This window comes from Actinopolyspora xinjiangensis (assembly GCF_900104475.1).
Lineage (GTDB): Bacteria > Actinomycetota > Actinomycetes > Mycobacteriales > Pseudonocardiaceae > Actinopolyspora > Actinopolyspora xinjiangensis.
The window spans coordinates 18,156-39,761 of record NZ_FNJR01000021.1 but is presented as its reverse complement, the minus strand read 5'-3'; the positions used below and the strand labels follow the sequence as shown (position 1 = coordinate 39,761).

Genomic DNA, 21,606 nt, shown 5'->3' with positions numbered 1-21,606 from the left:
CAGGGTAACCACACCTCGGCTGTGACAGTCCCGTGACCGACACGCCGAGCAGGTGCTTGGGAACCTCGCGGCGTGTCGACACACGCTTCCACCTCCGAAGCCGGCGCAGTCGTCGTTCCGTTCGCCCGAGATGGCCTCGAACTCATCCCCTCTCCGTTCACCGCGCGAGCAATGTTGGCACACCCCACCACCTTCTTGGGCGCCTCAACCTCCAATCACCGGCTCTCCCACCAGAGCCGGCAATCCACTTGAGAACCTCCCGGGATTTCGGGACACGCTTGGGGTTCCCAAGTGACTCGAGGGCTTTTCGGCACCCCCGGAGCGGGGCCGGGCAATAGCTGTCGGTTGCTCGCGATACGTTCCTGACCGATTCCGGTGAGTGATGTAACCGACTGGGGTGAGAGGTGTACGCACACAGCGTCAACATCAATGGCGACAGACACGGCTTCTCGGAACACGCACGTGCCACCGCGGAGCTGGCCGCCCGGTTCGCGGAACCGTTCGGGTACTCCGAGTTGGCATACGCCCTCGGGCTGTTCCACGACTGCGGGAAAGCTCGGTGCGCGTGGCAGGAAAAGCTGCTGCGAGTTGAGGGCACCGACGAACCGGTCGGCGTCCCTCACAAGGATCTGGGCGCGCACCTGCTGAAACCAGCGGCGGGTGTCGCCGCGATGGCGATCCACGGCCACCACGGCGGACTCTCCAACCGGGAAGAGCTGAAGGAGTTGGATCCGGAGGACGGTGACCTCACCGACGAGCCGGTGAAGCGCTTCCTCGAAGCTCTCCCCGAGGCGAAGGAATTCCTGGACCTGCCGGTGAACTCACTGCTTCCACCGGAATGGGCCGGCTCCCGGCTGCTGGCCGAACTGGGGATGCGGCTGGTGTTCTCCGCCCTGGTGGACGCCGATCATCTCGACACCTCGGCACACTTCGACGGCCTCGAGGCACCACGGGTCTCCCCCGACACCGACATGTCCGCCCTCCGCGACACATTCGAACGAGCCCGTCAGAAGCGAATCGCGGACAGCGAGGACTCCCCGATCAACCGGGTCCGCGAGGAGGTATATCGCACGGCGGTCTCACACGCGATGGGGCCGACAGACATCTACGGCATGCCCGCCCCGACCGGGATCGGCAAAACCCTCACCAGTGCCGGTTTCGGGCTGCACCACGCGGCCGCGCACGGCAAGAAGCGGGTGATCGTGACGGTTCCGTTCACCACCGTCACCGCTCAGAACGCGGCTGAGTACCGGGAGATGCTCGGGGCGGAGAACGTACTGGAACACCACTCGGCCGTTCGCATGCCGGAGGAAGGCCGGCAGGCGCTGCAGTACCGACACGCCACGGAGAACTGGGACAGCCCGTTCATCGTGACCACCACGGTGCAGCTGTTCGACTCGTTGTTCTCCCGCAAGCCCGCCAGGATGCGCAAGCTGCACCGCCTCGCCGATTCGGTGATCATTCTCGACGAGGTGCAGGCCCTGCCGCTGCCCGTGCTCACTCCGATTCTCGATGCGCTGCGCACCCTCTCGGAACACTTCGGAACGACCGTGCTGCTCGCCTCGGCGACCTTGCCCTCGTTCCAGACCCTCGACGTCTGGCGGGACCTGAAAGTTCCCGAGATCGTCGATGCCCCGGCCGAACTGTTCAAGCGGATGCGCCGGGTGAATTACGAGTGGTGGCTCGACCCGCGGCCCACGTTGTCGGAGGTTGCCGACCACGCCGCCGAGCACGAACAAGTCTTGCTGGTCGTGAACACGACCGATGACGCGAGGAGGATCTACCAACACTGGGAGGAGTCCGGCCTCGAGAACATCGTCCACCTCTCGAACAGGATGTGTGGAGCACACCTGAAAGCCGAGCTCGATGGAATGCGTGCCCGGCTCGCCTCCGGTGAACCGGTCCGCGTGGTGTCCACGCAGCTCATCGAGGCCGGTGTGGACATCGACAGCCCGGTTGTCTACCGCGCCATGGCACCGGCCGACTCGTTGCAGCAGGCAGCGGGGCGAGCCAATCGGGAAAACAAAGGAGCGGAGTTCGGACGAGTGATCATCTTCGATGCTTCGGACATGTCGCAGCCCGCTGGCTACCGGATCGGAAGCGATATCACGCGCCAGTACTTCGGTCCGCAGTCCGACGGCTCGGTAATCGACCCGGACAACATGGAAGTCTTGGACAGCTACTACCAGGTGCTGTATCGGCGTTCCAACACGGAAAACGCTGAGCGGGCCACCGCGGTTCAGGCGAACCGTTCGAAGCTGGATTTCCAGGCCGTGGCGGAAGGACCGCTGCGACCATCCCCGGCGGGTGGACAGGCACGCGAGCCTTCCCTGGCGTTCCGGATGCTCGACGACGACACCGTTCCGGTGGTGGCGATCAAATACGACCCCGAGGCCGAACAGCGCCTCAACCGTCTGCTCAGCGAGCCGGAGCGGAGCGGACCACTGCTGCGCGAACTTCAACCATACGTCGTGTCGCTGCCGCGTCGGCTCCTGCAGGATCCGGGGATCCAGGCGCTCTGCAAGCCCGTACTCGGCGACCTGCACGTGTGGGACCACGAGTACCACCCGGCCTACGGCATCGACACCTCGACCCTGATCGAAAGGACCGTCTTTTGAGTCGGGAACTGCCGAAATCCCCCGAAGGAGCCCCGCCCTTGACCGTTCAGGTCTGGGGCCGGGGGGCGCTGTTCACCCGTCCGGAACTCAAGGTGGAGCGGGTCACCTACCCCGTGATGACACCGACCGCCGCCATCGGTGTGCTCGAAGCGATCTTCTGGAAACCGGAATTCGGTTGGCGGCCGGTGGCCATCGACGTGCTCGAGCCGATCCACCAGTTCACCCAGAAACGCAACGAGACCACCGACCTGGTCATGCTGGAGGACGCGGTCAAGCACGGGACCACGGTGGACTCACCGGGCAACCGGACCCAGCGGAACTCGGTGTGTCTACGCGACGTGGCATACCGCATCCACGCCCACGTGGAGCTTCGGGAACACGCCACGAAACCCGAGGCGGCTTACCGCGACCAGTTCCGGCGGCGGGTGGAACGCGGCCAGTGCTTCCACCAGCCCTACCTCGGAACACGTGAGTTCAGCGCGCACTTCGGCCCCGCGGACGACAGCGAACCGCAGCCGATCACCGACGACCTGGGGATCATGCTGCACAGCGTGCACTACGGCGAGAAGTCCCCGTCGTTCTCCTGGTTCACCGCCAGGCTGGAATCCGGCCGGATGCACATTCCCCGCACCGGCATCAACGCGGGCGTCCCGGTGGAGGCGTGATGCTGCTGCAGCGGCTGGTCGAGTACACGAAACAACACACCACCACACAGCCCTTCCACCGACGGCGTGAGTTCCGCTGGCAACTCGCGTTGTACAGCGAGAACCACCGCGAACCCCGGCTCGCTTCCCTCGTGGACCCGGACGACAAGAAGTCGCGCGGCCCCGCGCATCTGACTCCGGCCGTGACCCGCACCGTCGGCGTCGCACCACAACTGGGCGCCGACGACGTGCAGTACGTGCTCGGATGGGGCGACGACAACACCGACCCCGAACGGGTGAGCCAGTGCCACGAGGCCTTCGTGCGGCTCATCGAGGAGTGGGCGAACAGCGCGGCCGACACGGACGACGCCGCCCGTGTCGTGCGGGAGTTCTACGCCAACGGCGGCGTGGGCGAGCTGGCGGTTCCCCAGGAGCCCTACACCGCGAAGCAGGGCGTGCTCATCACGGTGGACGAGGTTCCGATCATCGAGCACGAGTCGCTGCGCCGGTTCTGGGTGCAGGAAGTGGCCAGGCGCAAGAGCGGTGGCAACGAGGGGCTTTGTCTGGTGTGCGGCCATCACGCCCCGTTGGCCGAGACCATCCCCGGCAAACTGGCCAAACGGCTCGTCCCCGGAGCGGGTAACGATCCTGCGCTGGTCAGCGTGAACGAGATGGTGTTCGGCTACGGACTGACAAAGGGGCTGCGCAACACGCCGATCTGCTTCGACTGCGGCGACGCGGTCAACACCGGTCTCACCCACCTGCTCGACTCCGAGCACGTCGTGCGCTTTCCACGGCAGGACAGCGCCATGGCGTGGTGGACTCTCGGGGAGCCCGACGACGACTTCCTCTCGGCGATGTCTACTCGGCCGAACGCCGACTCGGTCACCAGGTTGATCAACCGGATGCACAACGGGCAGCTCGGTGCTGTCGGCAATCGTGCCGAGGAGTTCTCGGGTGACCGGTTCTGCTCGGTCACGCTGGGCGGAAACTCCTCGCGGGTCGTGATCCGCGACTGGATCGACAGACCGCTCGAGGAGGTCATGCACAACCTCGCCCGGTGGTACGAGGACATCCTCGTAGCTTCCCGCTGGGAAGCGGAGTCTGTGCCCAGCGGCTACTGGAGCTTGGTGCTCGCCACCGGCAAGTGGGACCTAGAACGCAGAACGTATGCCGACCTGACCTCGAACTCAGCTCGTCGCCCCGAGCACGTGCAGCGTGACCTGTTGAGCAGCTGCCTTCGGGGCAGCCCCCTGCCGACCTCGGTGCTGCACCACGTGCTGGGGCGCGTAGCCGCGGACGGTCACCTCGATGTTCCGCGAGCAGCGCTACTGCGCCTGGCGCTGCGTCGTCATCCTTCCAAGGAGGTTCACATGTCACCAGGTCTGGACGAGAACCGCACGGACACGCCGTACGTGTCCGGCAGGATCTTCGCCCATCTCGAACAGATCCAGTACCACGCCAGCGACGGGCAGCTGAACGCCACTTTCGGTGACCGTTTCCTGTCCTCGGCGATCGGCAATCCGACGCCGGCCATCCTCGCGGGTGAAAAGCTCGCCACTTCGTGGCTGGCCAAACTGCGGCGTCGCGGGGACACCAAGGCAAAGGCCAACGCGCTCGGACAGAAGTTGTCGGAGCTCCGCAAGCTGATCGATCCGGGACGCAGCACGACCGGCTACCTCTCGCCCGATCAGCAGGCGATGTTCCTGCTGGGCTATCACCACCAGAAAGCTCACGACATGGACCAGGCCCGCAAGCGCAAAGCCGAGAAGGACTCGGGCTCGGAGTCCGAGACCGAAAACTGACCACCCACTACTTCCCCGGAAAGGAACCGGCAATGGCCATCGAACCGCACCTCGACCCGACCGTGCGCCACGACATGGTGTTCCTGTTCGACGTCGCCGACGGCAACCCCAACGGCGATCCCGATTTCGACAACCGGCCTCGCATGGACGAGGAAACCGGGCACGGCCTGGTCAGCGACGTGGCGATCAAGCGCAAGGTGCGCGACAGCCTGCCCATGGCCGCCCAGGGCACCGACAACGAAGACCGCTACGGCATCTTCGTCGAAGCCGGTCATGCGCTGAACACCAAGCTGGGCGCCTCCAAGGCAGAGACCGGTTTGGACAAGAAGAAGTCCCTCACCGACGAGGACCGCAGAACGGCGCGCTCCTGGTTGACCGAGCGCTACGCGGACATGCGCCTGTTCGGGGCCGTGCTCAACACCGGCACCACCAAGGACCTCGGCCAGATCTACGGCCCGATGCAGGTAACCAACGCCCGCAGCGTCGATCCGGTGATGCCGCAGCACCACGCCATAACCCGTATCACCCAGACCAAGCAGGAGGACATCGACAAGGGCGAGACCACCGAGATGGGTGGCAAGTGGACCGTTCCCTACGCTCTCTACCGGGCCGAGATCTACTACTCAGCAAGTCGCGGCCAGCAGACCGGTGTGGACAGCACGGACCTGGAGCTGTTCTACCGCACGCTGGCCATGATGTTCGATCACGATCGTTCCTCCGCGCGTGGAACCATGACCGCCCGTGGGCTGTACGTGTTCAGCCACGACAACGCGTTCGGCAGCGCCCCCGCGCACACCCTGCTCAACAGGGTGGATGTCCCCTCCGCCGCGGCGGCCGGGAAAGTCCCCCGCGGTTTCGGCGACTACACCGTCAGCGTGGCCGACGACGACCTGCCGCGCGGAGTGACGATGACGAAGGTCGTCGCCTGATGTACCCGGCGGAAAGAGCGGACGAACCCGCGTGGTCGAGCATTCCGATCGCCGCGATCGAGCACTACGCCTACTGCCCCAGGCAGGCCGCTCTGATTCACCTCGAACGATACTTCGAGGACAGCGCGGAGACGGCGCGAGGGCAGATCGCCCACAGCGCCGTCGATCGCGGCGATTCGAGAACGAGCAGATCGGGACAGCGACGTTGGACCGCCTTACCGGTGTGGGATGACGACCTCGGCATCCACGGCATCTGTGACGTGGTGGAGTTCGGTGCCGACGGTCCTGTGCCGGTGGAGCACAAGTCCGGCAGCTACCGCCCCGGAAGCGCGGCGGATCTGCAAGTGGCCGCGCAGGTGCTGTGCCTGCGCGGCATGTTCGACTCCCCTGTCCCGAAGGGCATCGTCTTCGCGGGCAAGCACCGACGGCGTTACGAGGTGACTGTCGACGACTCGCTCGAGAACCGACTACGAGAAACCGTGACCGAACTGCGGGAAATGCTGCGCTCCGAGGTGGTTCCCGAAGCGGTCAACGACTCGCGATGCGATCGGTGCTCGTTGCGTGCGGGGTGCATGCCCGAAGCGAACATCCGGCCTTCCGCCTCGCTGTTCACACCACTACCCCTGGGGGAATGGGATGACTGAAGTGCTGAAAACGTTGTTCCTGACCACGCCGGGAACGAGTCTTCACCTGGAGGGGGACACCGTCCGGATACACCATCCGGAAAAACCGGGACGAAACGTGCTGCCACTGGTACGGATCGATCAGTTCGTGGTCTGGCGGGGTGTGGAGGTCAGCAACGAGCTGATGCATCGTTGCGCCAAGGACTCCAGGGGAATCACGTGGCTGAGCCGCAACGGGCGCTTCCTGCACCGCACGACGGGCCCGCAGAACGGGAATCCGGTGGTGCGACTCGAACAGGTCAGGGCCTACGACGACTCCCGGCGGCTGGAACTGGCAAAGGCCTTCCTGGCCGGCAAGATCCAGAACTATCGCCAACTGCTGTTGCGTACGGCCCGCGACGCCTCGGGAGAGCGCAAGGAGAAGCTCCGCGAAATCGCGCAGCGGCACGCGGAGTCGCTGCAGACCCTCTCGGAGAGCCCATCCGTCAGCGAGGTTCTCGGTGTCGAGGGCAAGGCGGGGCAGGACTACTTCCAGGAGGGCATGCCGAAGCTCGCCCCAGGTGTCTTTCCGGGACGTAACCGGAGGCCACCGAAGGACACGTTCAACTGCCTGCTCTCGTTCGGGTACGGCATGCTGCGGGTCGCGGTCGAGGGAGCGCTGGAACAGGTGGGGCTCGATCCCTACATCGGCTACCTGCACGGCGTGCGTTCCGGTCAGCCCTCACTCGCGTTGGACCTGATGGAGGAGTTCCGCGCCCTGCTCGTCGACCGCCTGGTGGCAACCCTCTACAACCGCGGGCAAGTGAAGTCAGCGCACACCGAGAGCCTGCCCAGTGGGGAAGTTCGGTTGACCGATGAGGGACGCGCGATGTTCCTCGAACAGTGGTCGAACGCGCGGGAGCGCTCCTGGAGGCACAGCGAGCTGCAGCGCGACGTGCCCGCGGCCACGCTCCCGCTGATCCAGGCGCGTTTCCTCGCGCGCTACCTGCGCGGGGACCAACCGAGCTACACCCCGTGGATTGCGAGCTGACCGTGGAGCTGTTGATCACCTACGACGTGGACACCACCACCCCGGAGGGACGTCGCCGGCTCAGGCACGTGGCCAAGGCGTGTGAGGCATACGGGATCCGCGTGCAGAAGTCCGTGTTCGAGGTCGTCTGCCGCCGTTCCGACTGGATGTACATGAAGCAACGACTCAACGAGATCATCGACCCGACCGAGGACAGCATCCGGATCTACGCTCTCGACCGGGGGAGCTTCGCGGCGGCCGAGCACATGGGGCAATCGCCGCCCGCTCCGCACGACACGCCGCTGGTGTTCTGAGCTTCCGGCAAGAACATGATCGAGTGTCGATGTACGGCTTCGGAGGTGCAAGCGTGTCTCGACACGCCGCGAGGTTCCCAAGCACCTGCTCGGCGTGTCGGTCACGGGACAGTCACAACGGCGAGGTGGCTACCCTGGAAACCCTGCTCAATCGCCGTGGCGCCAGCCCTTCGGGGCTGGCGAGGATCGCAACTGAAACCCCCGAGAAGGGTTCGCGGAGGGGGTCGCGTGGCGCCAGCCCTTCGGGGCTGGCGAGGATCGCAACGCCGGGCGTGCGGCTGGCGCCGGTCCCGGCGCCGGCGGGTGGCGCCAGCCCTTCGGGGCTGGCGAGGATCGCAACGACCCGTTCGCGGCGTGGCTGGCGTGGTACCTCGACAGTGGCGCCAGCCCTTCGGGGCTGGCGAGGATCGCAACAGCTGCTGCGTCTCAGCTGCCGCCCCCGCCATCTGGGTGTGGCGCCAGCCCTTCGGGGCTGGCGAGGATCGCAACGACCAGGACGCTGCCGAGCAGCTGAAAATCCAGGCGTGGCGCCAGCCCTTCGGGGCTGGCGAGGATCGCAACGCCCGGCCGGGCAGCACGAGCTGGCCCCGACGGGGGCTGTGGCGCCAGCCCTTCGGGGCTGGCGAGGATCGCAACGGCTTTGTGTCGGATGGGGGAGGGATCTGGTTGGATGTGGCGCCAGCCCTTCGGGGCTGGCGAGGATCGCAACCCCGAGGGGACCGGGGATGTCGACCGTGCGATCGGTGTGGCGCCAGCCCTTCGGGGCTGGCGAGGATCGCAACCGCTGAGAACTCCTCCGGTGGTGTAAGGCATGTAGCGTGGCGCCAGCCCTTCGGGGCTGGCGAGGATCGCAACTTGAGCTGGTCGGACAGCACGATCAGCAGGCGGGACAGTGGCGCCAGCCCTTCGGGGCTGGCGAGGATCGCAACGGGCACTGGAAACGCCCCGAGACAGTAAAACACCCGGTGGCGCCAGCCCTTCGGGGCTGGCGAGGATCGCAACTGGGACTGGTGGGTTTTGTGCAGCCCGTAGGCGGCCGTGGCGCCAGCCCTTCGGGGCTGGCGAGGATCGCAACGGTGCCGTCGTCCGAACCGGCCGGGTTGGTGTAGGGCGTGGCGCCAGCCCTTCGGGGCTGGCGAGGATCGCAACTGCCTGCCCCGCTGTCGGTGCGTAGTGCCGTGGCGGCGTGGCGCCAGCCCTTCGGGGCTAGCGAGGATCGCAACGTGTGCCGTTCGGGTGCCTGGGTGCCGTCCTGGTGTGGTGGCGCCAGCCCTTCGGGGCTGGCGAGGATCGCAACGACCACCGGAAAGTGCTGCCGATCATCTCGGCGAATCGTGGCGCCAGCCCTTCGGGGCTGGCGAGGATCGCAACCACAACATCGACCTGTCCAACGTCGAGGCTGACGCCAGTGGCGCCAGCCCTCCGGGGCTGGCGAGAATCGCAACACCGCCGAGGCCACCGCCTCATGGTCCGAGGATGCTGTGGCGCCAGCCCTTCGGGAACTGGCGCCACTTCGGTCACCTCGGCTGCAGGAACTCGGTGACTGCCGTGTTCCAGTCGAAGGTGGCCAGGCCGTCGGTGCCGCGGCTGGTGAGGGCGTCCGGGTCGAGCAGTCGGATGCCGGCCTCGGCCAGCAGACGAACGTTGGCGGGGTAGGCGGGGTGTTGGCGCAGCACGGGTTTCACGCAGGGAGCAGCGGTGGTGGGCACACCGCTGACCAGCAGCTCGTTGACCAGGCTGACCGCCAAGGTGTCGCTGATACCGGCCGCGACCTTGTTGAGGCTGTTGAACGTCACCGGCGCGGCCAGCACGGCATCGGCCTGGGGCAACGGATCTCGCTCACTCGGCAGCCGGGGCCGCACACGAACAGGGTGACCGGTCCGCTCGGCCACCGCATCGACGTCGACCCAGCTCGCGGCGGTGGGGCTCAGCACCACGCACACCTCCCACCCCGCCTCGTGCAACAGCCCGACCGGTTCGGCCAGCTCCCGCACCGGCGGCGCCGCCGTGCCGATCAGATACACCACCGGGTTGTCCACTGTAGTCACTGCAATACCCCCGCACGTTGGGCCAGCGGCCGCAGCCCCGGCGTGGCCGACCGGCGCTCCCGCTTGAGCATCTCCCGCAACAGCTCCCGAACGATCACGTTGTAGCGCAACGCCTGCGGCGCCACCCGCTCAGCCTCCATCAGATTGACCACCACCGCCGCGTCCTCACGATGCTGCGAATACGCCCACGCCGTGTCGATGTGCACCTGCGCCCTTCGGCTGCTCAGGCCTTCCGGAAGCCCCCCGGTGTCGATGCCTTCCGCCAGGGCGATGGCGTGCTTGGCATCGCCCAACTCGGCCGCCGAGGACACCCGGTGGATGGCCACGTTGGTCGGCCCGAACGCGGTCCAGCCGTAGTTGCCGTCCTCCCCCAGCGCGTCGGCCAGGTACTGCGCCCGCCGCAACCGGTCGGTGGCCTCGGCCTGATCACTGCGCCGCCCGGCGATGACCGACCCGATCAGAAACAGCGCCCCCTGGTACGACAACCCCAGCGGGCTGTCGTCGGTGAGGTGCTCGGCGGTGGTCATGGCGATGTGCTCGGCCCGATCGATCTGGTCGAGCTTCAAGAACGCGCACGCCACCTGGTAGATCGCACCCGCGCTCAAGGTCTCGGAGTCGGCCCGCATCGCCGCGTTGACCGCCCGGTCCGCCGCGATCCAGGCGAGCTGACCGTCACCGATCTTGGTGACCAACTTCGCGGCCGCGATGTAGACCTGGTTCTGCACCGACAGCGCACGCCGACGCTGCTCACCACCGGTCTCGGCGACGACGGCGTCGCTGCTGGTGATCAGGCTCGGCAGGATGTTGGCCGCGGCTCCGTAGTCCGCGGCCTGGTAACGCCGATGGACTTCGGTGGTCATGCGGCTGATCTCGTCGAGGTCACCCGCCGGAACCGAGGACAGCCCGAGCCCCGGGTAGGAGCTCAACGCCGCACGGATCTCCTCCAGACCGTCCAGCTCGGGCTGTCCGTTCGGCGCCAGCGCGAACCGGTAACCGGCCAGCGTCTCCACATCGGTCTTGAGCACCCGGGCTATGTCGATGAGCACCGACAACCGATCCACCGAACGGATGCCCCGCTCCACCTGCGACAGCCACGACTCCGACCGAGCCACCAGCTCGGCCAGCTCGCGCTGGCTCAACCCCCGCCTGCGGCGGTAGATGCGAATGCGCTCGCCTATCGGCCCTTCCGTCACCATGCCGTCATTCAACCTCTCCCACGCAGCCGGAACTCGCACTTTTGTGCGGGTCCGACCCGCACCCTGGTGCGGGTGTTCTCGCGTGCGGGTTCTCACCGCTTCCCGCTCCCACAGTAGTGGGCGGCAGTCGACGAGAGCAGCGAAGGAACGAGCGGATGCCCCGTGACGAGAAGGATCTTCCCGCGATTCGGTCGAACGAGCGACCCCACGAGCCCGGAGGCGAGCACTCCCCCGGCGTCTCGATCGCCGAGATCGACGAGCTGATCGACCGGGTGCGCGAGCTCAGGACTGCTCGGCTTCGCCTGCTTGGCGCCGCTCGACGGCATCGACGCGGCTCCTGAGCTGCTCGAGCTGATCGAGCACGTCGTCGAGCTTGCGCAGCACCGGATCGTTCGCCTCGTCGGCGTGTGGCCGTGCCGCCGCTCCGCTGAGCACGTTCCCCAGGTAGTCGGGGGGCCAGTCCAGCGCTTCGGACAGCGCTTCGAGGGTTCGCGGGTTCCTGCGCCGCGGCATCTTGTTGTACTGCAGCTCGCGGATGGTGGCCGGCGAAACCTTGGACCTGGCCGCGACTTCCAACTGGGTCAGTCCCAGCTCACGCAGGCGGTTCGAGATCGCCTCCGCCACAGCGGCCCAGTCGTCCTCCACTGCTCACCTCCACGCGCGTCACCGCAGCGCCAAGGTTAGCGCCTTCGTAGCTGATTCCGTCGATCGACCTGCACGAACGAACCGATTCCCAATCAGGGGTAGCCAATATTGGCTACGTTAGCTATTGTTGCTCGTGTCCACAGCGAGATTGGAGGCAACAGGTGAGGCAGATGTTCAACAGCCGGAGCGGAGCGACCGCCGAAGCGCCCCGCTTCTACAGCGTCGAGCAAGTAGCCCAGCTCTTCGGGGTGTCCTCGATGACGCTGTACCGAGCGATCGCCGGCCGCGAGTTTCCCGCGATCCGCATCCGGGGCCGCTTGATCGTCCCGGCCAAGGCCGTGGACGAGATGGTCGACACCGCGATCGAGCGCAACAGCACCGTCGACGCCGCCGAGTTCGCGGTGGAAGGCGCGGCGTGATCCCGACCGACAGCACGCCGGAATCGCCTGTGTGAACCCGAGGACCGAATGAGCATCAAGGTCATGACGTGGGTCTGGGACAACTCCCCGACCAAGGGAACGGAGCTGCTGATGTTGCTGGCGATCGCCGACAACGCCGCCGACGACGGCACGAACGCCTTCCCCTCGATCAGCACGCTCGCCCGCAAGACCCGCTTGGACGAGCGCACGGTGCAACGCATCCTGCGCAAGCTCTCCGACCAGGGGCAGCTGCACATCGACAAGCGCGGCGGAAGGGAGGCCAACCGCTACACCGTCCTGATGGGACAGCAGTTGTCCACACCCCCGGCGAAACGCCACCCCCGGCAGAACGCCACCGGTGGCACCGCTGCCACCCCAGGGGTGGCACAGCCACGCCGCCCCACCCCCGGCACAGCTGCGCCGCCCGAACCACCCGGAACCGTCCTGGAACCCTCCACCGGCTCGCGCGCGGCGGAATCCGGGAAACAGGAGGAGGCGGAAACCGACATCGACGCCGTGCTCGACGGGCTCGGGGGTTCGTGGCCGCTGACGCCGCGACAGCGCAAGCGGATCGCACCGAAAGTGGTCCAGGCGCTGGCCGCGGGCTGGTCCAGCCAACGGCTCGCGCACTACCTCGGGGCGAACCCGGAGGGCGTGAAGTCACCGGCCGCCGTGCTCAACGCACGGCTCGACGATCTGCCGGAACCCGTCGCGGACACCGCACCACCGCAACGGCCGGAGTGGTGCGGGAGCTGCGACGAGCCCAGCCGGACGGTCGAACGCTCGGACGGCCGCTGGGCGCGCTGCCCGCACTGCCACCCGAGCAACGCAGATCCCGACTCGGGGCGGCCGAAGCCGCCAAGCACCCACCGCCCCGAGCCGTCCACCCCAACCGATCAGGAAACCGGAAGGAGTGATTCCAGTGTCCCGCACGAGCGCTGAGCTCAACCACCGGGAACGCGCGACGCTACGCGCGGTCGCCGAGGGCCGGGTCAAGATGAGCCAAGGCAGCGAACCCGACCTGTTCGTGGACGGAGCCTGCTGCTGTGACCAGGTCACGGCTCACCACCTGGCGCACGACGGGCTGCTCGAACCGGGCGGTTCCGCGATCGGCGGAGCCCGCGTGCGAGCCGTACTCACCGAGTCCGGGAAACACCTCCTCGGACTCTGACTCCGCCGAGCGGGGCGATCGAAGCCGCCAAGCACCCGTCGCCCCGGACGGTCCACCTCAACCCAGCTATCGGGAGACAACAGTGCGTTCAACACTTCTCATTCACCCCGACGACCGCTACGACCGCGACCACGCCAGCGACTCCGAATCCCGCTTCGGGGCGTACCTGCGGCGCAACACCGCCGCCTTCCTCGACGGAGAAGAGCCCACCGAGGACCCCGTGGAGTTCGCCGCCTCCGCCTGGCGGATCGCGCGGCCACCGGTGATGACGCCGGGCTACCTCGTCGCGCACGACCGGGTCCTCGACGCGACGCTCCTGCGCGAGGAGGACGGCACGACGGCGATCCGCGTCGACCTCGCCACGAAGCTGCCTTCCGAGATCGTGCGCGGACTGCGAAGCCGCGGGAGCGGTTGGATCAGCGGTCCGACGCAGGTGACCAACATCCTGCGGCTCGACATCCCCGTGCCCACCGACCGGCTGCCCGAACCGGCCTACTCCCCGCTGGCCGTGCCGGTCACCGAGACCGCCAAGGAAGCACTCGAACAGCTCTGCGGACTCGTCAATTCCGCCCTCGGTGGCGCACTCGTCGATCTCGTGCGGACGGAGGCCGCGTGATGCCGAACAACAGGATCACCCACTTCCAGCGCGAACAGCTCGAACGTGCCGCCCGGTTCGCCGAGGCCGACGGCTGGGAGCTGCACCTGAAGGTCAGCGACGACGAACGGCGCAACTGCGCCGAGGTCCCGGTGGAAGTGTTCTTCCCGAACGCCGACGAGGACAGCGGGGAACGGCTCATCCGGGCCGAGCGCGAACGCATCGCCGAGCAGTGCCGGGGCTGCCCGGTGGCCGACGCGTGCCTGGCGGGCGCGCTGCTGCGCGGCGAGCGCTACGGCGGCTGGGGCGGAGTCGGCCAGCCCGACTTCCAGCGGCTGAGCAGGATCTTCCGGAAGCTGCGGCAGCAGGGCCGCCTCGCCGAGATCGGAGGTGAAGCGGCATGAGCACTCGCTTCACGGACCCGCGCGCCGCACGAGCCGCGGCCAGGGGCGAGGCGGAACGCGTCAGGGCCGAGGCCGAGTCGGTGCGTGCCGAGACCCGGCGTGCCGTGGCCGAGGACGCCGCGCGGCGGGCCCGCGAGGAGCGGGCCGAGCGGGAACAGCGCAGCCGGCGTCGTGCCGCCGAGCGCAGGCAGCGGCTCGCCTCGGCGGGCGGTTGGATCGGCGCGCATCCGACCGAGCTGCTGATGAGCGTGATCGTGGTGGTTCCCGCGCTGCTGGCCTGGTCGGCGATGGCCGCCTACGGGGTGGACATCTACGGGCCGCTCGGTGGCGTGCTGCCGCTGTTCAGCGAGGGCGCGATGTGGGCGTTCGCGTTCTCGGTGCACCTGGCCCGACGCCAGGGACGTCCGACGGGGTGGCTGCACACCGGGGTGTGGACGTTCGCCGCGGTCAACGCCGCGCTGAACTTCCTGCACGGCTTCGGCGCCTCCGGTGTGGTGACCGGGCTGGTCATGGCGCTGGTCTCGGTCGGCGGCGTGGTCGCGCACCAGCTGATCACCGCCGCTCCGATGCGCACCCGCCGTTCCCGCGCCGAGCGGGAAGCCGCCCGCACGGACCGGATCTCGCAGCGTCGCAGGGTTCGGATGGAGCGGGCCGCCGTCCGCCGATCGGTCGGCGAACTCGGTGCGGACGGTTCGATCCGGCTCCGGCACGCCCCCGGCACGGTCACGCTCGGACGCGGCCCGCTCGGGGCGCGGCGGCTGCGGGACGCGGTGGTTCCCGGCCTGCCGCCGAACGGTTCCCAGCGGCCCGAGGAGACCGATCCGGGCGAGCAACTGGCCGCCGAGATCGGCCGGTGGCTCTCCGGTGAACCAACCCCTTCGGAACCGGCGGGAACAGCGAAAACCGACTCGGCGAGCTCGACAGCGTCCGATTCGGGAACCACCGACGAGCTGTCCGAACTGGTGGCCCGGACCCGGCGGGCGATCGAGGCGGGCGAGCTGAACCCGCGGCCGAGCCGGCGGGCCGTGCAGCGGCACCTCGGTATCCGCGCCACCACGGCGCAGGAGGTGCTGCGCGCACTGCGCGGTCGCGGCGGCGACGGCAGGGCGGAGGTCGCGGCATGACCGAACAGTTCAGCCGGGAACAGATCGAACGGGCGCGGCGGGCGCTGCACACCCGCCGTGGCCCGGCCGGGCGGCCGATAGCCGCGACCGCCTGGCAGTGCGAAGGCCGCTGGCAGGCCGACGACCAGATGGACATCTGGCAGTGCGCCGACGAAGTGGAACTCGACGCGATGCGCGCACGCGGTGAGGAGGTGGACGAACATGGCGACGACGAAGCGTGAGCCGAAACGGGTGCGCTCGATGCGGCGCCGCAGCGCACACCACGCGGACCGGGCGCGCAAGGCGAGCACCCCGGTGGAACGGTTCCGGGCCGCGCAGGACGCGCTGCTCAGCGCCGTCGCCCACTCCCGCGCTCCGGCCCGGACGGCGCGCGGGAAGTACGAGGAGATCGCCGAGCACGTGCGGCGGGTGCTCGACCGTGGCGAGCCGAACGCGGCGAGCGCGGCGCTCTACGACAGCAAGCTCAAACAGAGCGGCACCGATTCGGCGCGGTTGGGCAACGCGCTGATGTGCCTGCGGGGTGCGATCTCGCTGCTGCCGGAAACGGAGCGTGACCGGCTGTTCGAGCACTACGCCCGGCACCTGGGCGAGGAGGCCCAGCTGATCGACGCCGAAGGTGGTGACCGCTGATGCCTATCCCGGATCCGTGGGAGAGCCCCGATTCGGCCACCGCGAACCCTTCGGAAGAAGGTCCCGATCGGGGGCGTGAGCGCGAGCCCGAGCGCGATCGCGCACGCGCGCGCGAGGAACCCGCCGAACAGGACGCGGAAACCGAGGGCGGCGAGGTGCTGCCGTTCCCGAGCGACCGGCAGGGTTCGAACACGACGAGTAGTCGAGTCGAACCGCACTCGTACGGCGGGAGACCCGCGCACGTCTCCGTGGTGAAGCTGCGGAAGGCGGCCGCCGCCTGGACCTCGGAGGCCGGCAGCAGCGCCCGTGCGGCCCTGGACGGCTCGGTGTGGCGGGCTCGTCCACCGTCCCTCCGCGACATCCACACCCGCGCGCGACGCGCCGAGTGGTCCGGCGACATCCCCGCGCTGCGGGCCGCCGGGCAGTGGTTCGGCTGGGTGTCCCTGGTGATCACCGCCGTGGGATACGCGCTGCTCTGGCTGGCTCGCCGGCCTTCCCGACTCCTGCTGACCACCGCCGTAGCCGTGCTGATCACCGTGCTGGCGGTCTGAACTCCCCGAGGAGGAATCTTGTCCTGGGCGATCATGATCGTGGCCTTCGGACTGGTCACGATCCTTTGGAAGCGCAAGAAGGCCAACCCCTGGTGGCTGAAGTCCTCGCTGGTCTTCATCGGCGGGTGCTCGCTGGCGGACACCGCGCTCGGCGCGTGGCTGGCCGCCCGCATCAACGAGATCGTCGGCATCGTTCCGGTCAACAGCAGCATCGTCGTGGGAGCGGCGACCCTGCTGCTCATCGTGCTGACCGTCTACGACATCGGCATCGACCGGAAGGCCGACAAGACGGCGCTGATCTGTCTGGTCGTGCTGCCGGTGCTGTTCCTGGCCGGTGTCGGTCCGCTGGCCGAGGCGGGCTCCGGGCTGACCGAAGCGATCTCGCAGGTCGGTGCGAACAGCATCGGCAGGCTGATCGGAGGTCAGTGATGGGGATGCTGCTTCTGGCGATGGTGCTGGCGGCCGCGATCACCCACGCCGCCGAGCAGAGCACCGCCCGCACCAGAGCCCGCTGGGACGAGGCCCGCCGCCGTGCCGAGGAACGCGGGGCGGCCAGGGAACGAGCACGACAGGAACGCCTCAGGTCGGCCAAGTCCCGGTGGCACGCCGCCGTGTCCACCGGGCCGCGCCACCTGCTGTGGTGGGTCTACGCCGCCGGCTGGGTCACCGCCGGAGCTGTGGCCGCCCTCGGTGCGGGCGCGGTCGGCGCCTACTCCGGCGCCGTCTCCGGTGGCCGCTCGGGATACCGGGTCGGGCTCGAAGCCGGACGCCGGGGTGCCCACTACCGCGAGGCCTGGCGGCAGTGGCGCCGCGAGACACCGCGGCCTCGGGTGGAGCTGGCCAAGTGCCGCAACTGCGGCTACTGGGTGCGCGGCGAACAGCTCGACCAGACCGGCGCCTGCCCCGACTGCACCAGCCCCGCCGAAAGCGGCGACGCCTGCGGAGCCACCGGGCAGTGCGCGGCTTGCCGCGCCCGCTACCCCTGGACCGAGCTGCGCGTTATCCACACCGGACGGCCCCTGTGCCGCACGTGCTGGCACACCCCCCACGTGCGCAGCACCGTCCCCCGCCGCTGCGCATGGTGCGCCCGACTGACCGAGCCCTACGAGCTCGACCAGGACGGGTGGTGCCCCGACTGCGCCTGGTGGCACGACTCCGGCGCCGCCGATGACTCGCGCGGCGCAGGCCCCACGCCGGGAGCAGAAACTCCGCCACCCGGCAGCTCCCAATCGTCCGGTGGTTCGCGGCACGCCAACGGCGAGCAGCAACCCCACCGGATCTACGTCGACGCGGAACGCGCCGACAAGCACGAGGAAGAAACCGAGGAACCGAAAGGAATCACCAACACCATGGCCGAACTCATGCCAGCCAACAACACGGTCGCCGCGACCGGCGAGGGCTACAGCGACACCGTCCAGTCACTGCAGTCGCTGGCGAAGCTGCTCACCCTGGCGCACGAGGAGGTGACCAACCTCGGCGACGTGCTCACCGCCAACAGCCTGGACGCCGAGACGCTGAACCAGATCAACGAGCTGGCCGACCTGCTCGACACCGCCGCACCGATGGCCGACCGGCTGCACAAGCACGTCGAAGGCAGGCACGGCGGGGTGGCGGACGCGATGGCCGCCGCGGGCGGAAGTAGCAACGTCGCCGAGAAGGGCTGGTACGACCAGTACTGAGCTGCCGGGTGCGTGTCCCGCCCCGGCAGCCGCCGGGGCGGGGTGCGGGTCACGACAGCTCATCCCGAGGAGCCCAGATGGACAGAGACATCACCCTGCTCGAACTGGACCACGACGAAATCGCGGTCCAGCGGACCAGCACCGACACGTGGGACATCTACGTCCAACCCGGCCACTACTGGGACACCAAACCCACCGGATTCCTGGACGAACTGCACCGCAACGGCGAGGTCGCCGTGCTGCACCGCGACACCGGATCGGAGTGGAACCATGACTGAAACCGCGGTCGCGAAGGTCGATCACTCCGACGGGATCTCGACCTCCCCGGAGGGAACACAGCGGACGCAATCGGTCCTACGCGAGATTCGCCGCCTGACGCGCCGTTACCGGATGCAGGCGATGCCGTTCGCGGCGATCGGCGCCACCCACGGCATCGGGGCCGTCGCGGCGGCGCTGGACCCGCCGGAGGCGCTGCTGCCGGTGGCGGCGGGCTGGACCGCCTCGGCCGGGATCTACGGCTACGTGCACCGCAACGCCTCCCGCTGGGACCGGCTGTACGCCTGCGTCGCGGCGGGAAGCTCCGCCGGTTGGCAGGCGGCCCTCGCGCTGGCCGGCGCGAACGGTGTGACGGCTGGGCTCATGTGGGCGTTCGGCGCGGCCCTGTCGATCCCCTGGTGGGTGCGGCACGCGGAACCGGAACCGGACGTGACCGCCGAACTCGCCGCACCACCGCAGCCCAGGGAAGCGCTTCCGGTGGCGCCCGGCACGGCGGATCGGCAGCTGAAGCTGTGGAACGAGCACATCGCCGCCAACGGCAAACCGCTCCCCGGCTCCGCCTTGGACGGGATCACCGAGTTCGCCTACGGCTGGAAGGCCACGGTGACTCTGGCCATCGGGGAGCACTGGCACACCACGCTGCAGGCTCGGAAGTCGATCCTGTCGGTCTACGACCTGCCCGACGGTCGGGTGTTCGTGGAGGCGATGCACGGCGAATCGGTCCGCAAGTCGCGGCTGACCGTGCTCACCAGCGACCCGTTGCAGCAGAAGAACCACTGGAACGGGCCGGGTCTCGACCCGGCCACCGGCAAGTTCCCGCTGATGATCGCCGCCGACGGCGAGCCGCTGCACTTCAAGCTGTGGAACCCGGGAGCCGGCGCCCTGCACGCGCTCATCTCCGGGGTGACACGTTCGGGCAAGACCAAGGTGCTGGACGTGGTGCTGACCGAGGCCAGCATGTCGGACCGGGTGTATCCGCTGGTGATCGACGGGGGCGGCGGTGCCTCCCTGCCGCAGTGGCGCGAGCGCGCCAACCTGTTCGCGGGCACACCGGAGCAGGCCCGCGAGGTGCTGCGCTACACGCTGCGGCTGATCGAGCGGCGGCGCCCCGTCGTGGAACGGCAGGGCGGTGGCTCACTGGAACCTTCCCCGGAGCTGCCGCTGGTGCCCGTGGTCATCGACGAGGCGCACAAGCTGCTGATGAGCGACGACGAGACCGACAACCGCGACATCGTGCGTATGTGCGAGCAGATCACGCAGGAGGGCGCCAAGTTCGGCGTCTGCCTGATCCTCGCTACCCAGGTGCCCTCGGTTAAGCAGCTGGGCAACTCGACCGCGCTGCGCGACCAGGTCAAGGCGGGAACGATCGTGGGACTGCGGATCACCGAGAAGGGCTCCGGGAACATGATCGACACCGGTGATCCGATGCCGGAGCACCTGAAGGACCTGCCCGCCGAGTTCCCCGACGGCAGTTCGACGCACGGGCTCGGCTACATGATGACCTCGCGCAAGATCCGGGCGCGGGCGTTGCTGCTGGAGAACCCCGCCGAGCAGCCGGTGACGCCGACCGGGCTCGATCCGGATTCGGCGGCCGAGCCGGTACCGGCACTGAACACGGCGAAGAAACCGGCGGAAACCGCCCCGCCACGGCGGTCCTCCGGGCCGACGGCCGAGGACATCGACGCGACCGTGCGAGAGGCGATCGCGGCGGGCACCGAACCGGCTGTGGATGAGCTGATGCGGGACACCGGGCTCGCGATGACCCAGGTACGCGCCGCGTTGAAGCGGATCTGATCAGACCTTGCGGTAGATGTCGTCGATCGTCTTGCGCAGCTTCGCCGCGTCCCTGTCGGCCACCCCGGAACGCCCCTCGGTGACCAGCAGCAGGACGTAGCGCCGGAAGAGCTTGTCGGAGTCCCCGGTGGACTGCGCCAGCCAGCCGCGGAACTCGTGCACGAACAGATCGACCGCCGCGAACTCGCTCGGAGGACCGACCACGTTGCACGCCGCACGCAGCGCGATCAGCCGATCCATCTCCCGGTCGTCCACACCGGGCAGGTTCACCACCGAGTTGTTGTCGAGCTCCATGCGCCCAGCCTAGCCACCACGACCGACGCACCGAGGACTTCCGGCCGAACCACGGCCGGGACGGTCCGAGTCACCACGAAGCCGCCAAGCACCCGGTGACCCGGATTCATCCACCCCACTCGAAAGGAGAACACCGTGCGACTCCGCGACGGTTCGACGAGGAACGGAATGCTCACCGCCCTCGCACTGGGGCTGACCGCCACCGGCTGGTGGTGCACCGGCCGCTACGCCTCGCGATTACACCGCGAGCTGCGCACCGACCCGCTGACCGGACTCGGCAACCGACTCGCCCTGCGGGAGGCCTTCCAGCGCGACGGCGCGGGCAACGGCCGGTGCGTGGCCGTGCTGCTGCTCGACCTGGACGGTTTCAAGGAGCTCAACGACACCCACGGACACCGCTTCGGCGACCAGGTGCTGCGCGAGGTGGCGCGGCGGATGCGCGAGAGCCGGCGCCCGGGTCGGCTCGCCGTGCGGTTGTCCGGCGACGAGTTCGCCTGCTGGCTCGGCACGCTGCCGGACACTCCCTCGCACTGGCAACGGGTCGAGGAGCTGCAGCACGCGCTGGCCGAACGGCTCGCCGAACCGATGCTGATCGAGGGAACCACCGTGTGGGTGAGCGCGAGCATCGGAGCGGCGATCACTGCCGGACCGGCCGACACGCTCGAAGGCGTGCTGGAGCAGGCCGACCGCGCGATGTACCGCGACAAGCGCGGCCGCGGCCGCTCGGATCGCCGCAGGCGGCACCAGCAAGCGCGGGGATGACTCGCGGCCGCCCTACCGGAGCCCGCCAGATCCACCCCTCAGCGAGGGACCGTCACTCGCTGCTCATACCGGGGTG

25 protein-coding genes and 1 CRISPR repeat array are annotated in these 21,606 nt (G+C 68.6%); of the genes, 21 read left to right on the top strand and 4 right to left on the bottom strand.

Annotated features, from left to right (window positions below):
- The first annotated feature begins 404 nt into the window (after positions 1–404).
- The 7 genes from BLQ75_RS22305 to cas2 are packed head-to-tail and all read left to right on the top strand — an operon-like array spanning position 405 to position 7,942.
- Positions 405–2,618 carry a CRISPR-associated helicase/endonuclease Cas3 gene (locus tag BLQ75_RS22305; RefSeq protein WP_092604640.1) on the top strand — a complete coding sequence of 738 codons (2,214 nt, stop codon included), beginning with the start codon at positions 405–407 and terminating at the stop codon, positions 2,616–2,618.
- Positions 2,615–3,283, top strand: a complete 669-nt coding sequence (gene cas5c / locus BLQ75_RS22300; RefSeq protein WP_092604639.1) for a type I-C CRISPR-associated protein Cas5c — start codon at positions 2,615–2,617, stop codon at positions 3,281–3,283. Before BLQ75_RS22305 ends, cas5c begins: the two co-directional genes overlap by 4 nt.
- On the top strand, positions 3,283–5,067 hold the full coding sequence (gene cas8c / locus BLQ75_RS22295) for a type I-C CRISPR-associated protein Cas8c/Csd1 (RefSeq protein ID WP_092604638.1): 1,785 nt from the start codon (positions 3,283–3,285) through the stop codon (positions 5,065–5,067). Before cas5c ends, cas8c begins: the two co-directional genes overlap by 1 nt.
- 32 nt (positions 5,068–5,099) lie before the next feature.
- Positions 5,100–5,996 (top strand): type I-C CRISPR-associated protein Cas7/Csd2, encoded by an 897-nt coding sequence (gene cas7c, locus BLQ75_RS22290; RefSeq protein ID WP_092604637.1) that lies wholly within the window; start codon positions 5,100–5,102, stop codon positions 5,994–5,996.
- A complete protein-coding gene (gene cas4 / locus BLQ75_RS22285) occupies positions 5,996–6,640 on the top strand; it encodes a CRISPR-associated protein Cas4 (RefSeq protein ID WP_092604636.1) in 645 nt (214 codons plus the stop codon). The genes cas7c and cas4 overlap by 1 nt, the downstream gene beginning before the upstream one ends.
- The gene (cas1, locus tag BLQ75_RS22280) at positions 6,633–7,649 is read left to right on the top strand and encodes a CRISPR-associated endonuclease Cas1 (protein WP_170837633.1); all 1,017 of its coding nucleotides are present in this window, start codon (positions 6,633–6,635) and stop codon (positions 7,647–7,649) included. Before cas4 ends, cas1 begins: the two co-directional genes overlap by 8 nt.
- Positions 7,634–7,942: a CRISPR-associated endonuclease Cas2 gene (cas2, locus tag BLQ75_RS22275; RefSeq protein WP_092604634.1), complete on the top strand. Its 309-nt coding sequence runs from the start codon at positions 7,634–7,636 to the stop codon at positions 7,940–7,942. Before cas1 ends, cas2 begins: the two co-directional genes overlap by 16 nt.
- A 156-nt stretch (positions 7,943–8,098) precedes the next feature.
- Positions 8,099–9,387: a CRISPR direct-repeat array (repeat unit 37 nt; unit sequence GTGGCGCCAGCCCTTCGGGGCTGGCGAGGATCGCAAC).
- A 72-nt stretch (positions 9,388–9,459) separates the two neighbouring features.
- On the opposite strand, the gene BLQ75_RS24820 is transcribed toward cas2, so the two are convergent.
- The 3 genes from BLQ75_RS24820 to BLQ75_RS22260 form a co-directional block, all read right to left on the bottom strand.
- The gene (locus BLQ75_RS24820) at positions 9,460–9,990 is read right to left on the bottom strand and encodes a flavoprotein (protein ID WP_425286482.1); all 531 of its coding nucleotides are present in this window, start codon (positions 9,988–9,990) and stop codon (positions 9,460–9,462) included.
- On the bottom strand, positions 9,987–11,186 hold the full coding sequence (locus BLQ75_RS22265) for a helix-turn-helix domain-containing protein (protein WP_092604633.1): 1,200 nt from the start codon (positions 11,184–11,186) through the stop codon (positions 9,987–9,989). Before BLQ75_RS22265 ends, BLQ75_RS24820 begins: the two co-directional genes overlap by 4 nt.
- A gap of 282 nt (positions 11,187–11,468) precedes the next feature.
- Positions 11,469–11,831 carry a helix-turn-helix domain-containing protein gene (locus BLQ75_RS22260; protein ID WP_043576227.1) on the bottom strand — a complete coding sequence of 121 codons (363 nt, stop codon included), beginning with the start codon at positions 11,829–11,831 and terminating at the stop codon, positions 11,469–11,471.
- A 170-nt stretch (positions 11,832–12,001) separates the two neighbouring features.
- Between BLQ75_RS22260 and BLQ75_RS22255 the strand changes: the two genes are divergently transcribed.
- The 13 genes from BLQ75_RS22255 to BLQ75_RS22195 all read left to right on the top strand — a co-directional run bounded on the left by BLQ75_RS22255 (position 12,002) and on the right by BLQ75_RS22195 (position 20,474).
- On the top strand, positions 12,002–12,250 hold the full coding sequence (locus BLQ75_RS22255; RefSeq protein ID WP_092604645.1) for a helix-turn-helix domain-containing protein: 249 nt from the start codon (positions 12,002–12,004) through the stop codon (positions 12,248–12,250).
- 48 nt (positions 12,251–12,298) lie between these two features.
- Positions 12,299–13,192 (top strand): helix-turn-helix domain-containing protein, encoded by an 894-nt coding sequence (locus tag BLQ75_RS22250; protein ID WP_092604632.1) that lies wholly within the window; start codon positions 12,299–12,301, stop codon positions 13,190–13,192.
- Positions 13,173–13,421 carry a hypothetical protein gene (locus tag BLQ75_RS22245; protein WP_092604631.1) on the top strand — a complete coding sequence of 83 codons (249 nt, stop codon included), beginning with the start codon at positions 13,173–13,175 and terminating at the stop codon, positions 13,419–13,421. Before BLQ75_RS22250 ends, BLQ75_RS22245 begins: the two co-directional genes overlap by 20 nt.
- An 82-nt stretch (positions 13,422–13,503) precedes the next feature.
- Complete coding sequence (locus tag BLQ75_RS22240) at positions 13,504–14,037, top strand: hypothetical protein (RefSeq protein WP_092604630.1); 534 nt, start codon at positions 13,504–13,506, stop codon at positions 14,035–14,037.
- The gene (locus tag BLQ75_RS22235; RefSeq protein ID WP_092604629.1) at positions 14,037–14,420 is read left to right on the top strand and encodes a WhiB family transcriptional regulator; all 384 of its coding nucleotides are present in this window, start codon (positions 14,037–14,039) and stop codon (positions 14,418–14,420) included. Before BLQ75_RS22240 ends, BLQ75_RS22235 begins: the two co-directional genes overlap by 1 nt.
- The gene (locus BLQ75_RS22230; RefSeq protein ID WP_092604628.1) at positions 14,417–15,544 is read left to right on the top strand and encodes a DUF2637 domain-containing protein; all 1,128 of its coding nucleotides are present in this window, start codon (positions 14,417–14,419) and stop codon (positions 15,542–15,544) included. The genes BLQ75_RS22235 and BLQ75_RS22230 overlap by 4 nt, the downstream gene beginning before the upstream one ends.
- The gene (locus BLQ75_RS22225) at positions 15,541–15,765 is read left to right on the top strand and encodes a hypothetical protein (RefSeq protein WP_092604627.1); all 225 of its coding nucleotides are present in this window, start codon (positions 15,541–15,543) and stop codon (positions 15,763–15,765) included. The genes BLQ75_RS22230 and BLQ75_RS22225 overlap by 4 nt, the downstream gene beginning before the upstream one ends.
- Positions 15,746–16,174: a hypothetical protein gene (locus BLQ75_RS22220; RefSeq protein ID WP_092604626.1), complete on the top strand. Its 429-nt coding sequence runs from the start codon at positions 15,746–15,748 to the stop codon at positions 16,172–16,174. Before BLQ75_RS22225 ends, BLQ75_RS22220 begins: the two co-directional genes overlap by 20 nt.
- On the top strand, positions 16,174–16,725 hold the full coding sequence (locus BLQ75_RS22215; RefSeq protein WP_092604625.1) for a hypothetical protein: 552 nt from the start codon (positions 16,174–16,176) through the stop codon (positions 16,723–16,725). Before BLQ75_RS22220 ends, BLQ75_RS22215 begins: the two co-directional genes overlap by 1 nt.
- A gap of 18 nt (positions 16,726–16,743) precedes the next feature.
- Entirely contained in the window at positions 16,744–17,154 is a 411-nt protein-coding gene (locus BLQ75_RS22210; protein WP_092604624.1) for a hypothetical protein, read from the top strand.
- Positions 17,154–18,404 carry a hypothetical protein gene (locus tag BLQ75_RS22205; RefSeq protein ID WP_092604623.1) on the top strand — a complete coding sequence of 417 codons (1,251 nt, stop codon included), beginning with the start codon at positions 17,154–17,156 and terminating at the stop codon, positions 18,402–18,404. The genes BLQ75_RS22210 and BLQ75_RS22205 overlap by 1 nt, the downstream gene beginning before the upstream one ends.
- Before the next feature lie 77 nt (positions 18,405–18,481).
- The gene (locus BLQ75_RS22200) at positions 18,482–18,682 is read left to right on the top strand and encodes a hypothetical protein (RefSeq protein WP_092604622.1); all 201 of its coding nucleotides are present in this window, start codon (positions 18,482–18,484) and stop codon (positions 18,680–18,682) included.
- On the top strand, positions 18,675–20,474 hold the full coding sequence (locus tag BLQ75_RS22195) for an ATP-binding protein (protein WP_092604621.1): 1,800 nt from the start codon (positions 18,675–18,677) through the stop codon (positions 20,472–20,474). Before BLQ75_RS22200 ends, BLQ75_RS22195 begins: the two co-directional genes overlap by 8 nt.
- Here the strand turns inward: BLQ75_RS22195 and BLQ75_RS22190 are convergent, their stop codons facing one another.
- On the bottom strand, positions 20,475–20,768 hold the full coding sequence (locus BLQ75_RS22190; RefSeq protein WP_092604620.1) for a hypothetical protein: 294 nt from the start codon (positions 20,766–20,768) through the stop codon (positions 20,475–20,477).
- Positions 20,769–20,903: 135 nt separating this feature from the next.
- Here BLQ75_RS22190 and BLQ75_RS22185 point away from each other — a divergent pair, with 135 nt between their 5' ends.
- Positions 20,904–21,530, top strand: coding sequence for a GGDEF domain-containing protein (locus BLQ75_RS22185; protein WP_092604619.1), 627 nt, complete (start codon positions 20,904–20,906; stop codon positions 21,528–21,530).
- The last annotated feature ends 76 nt before the right edge of the window (positions 21,531–21,606 follow it).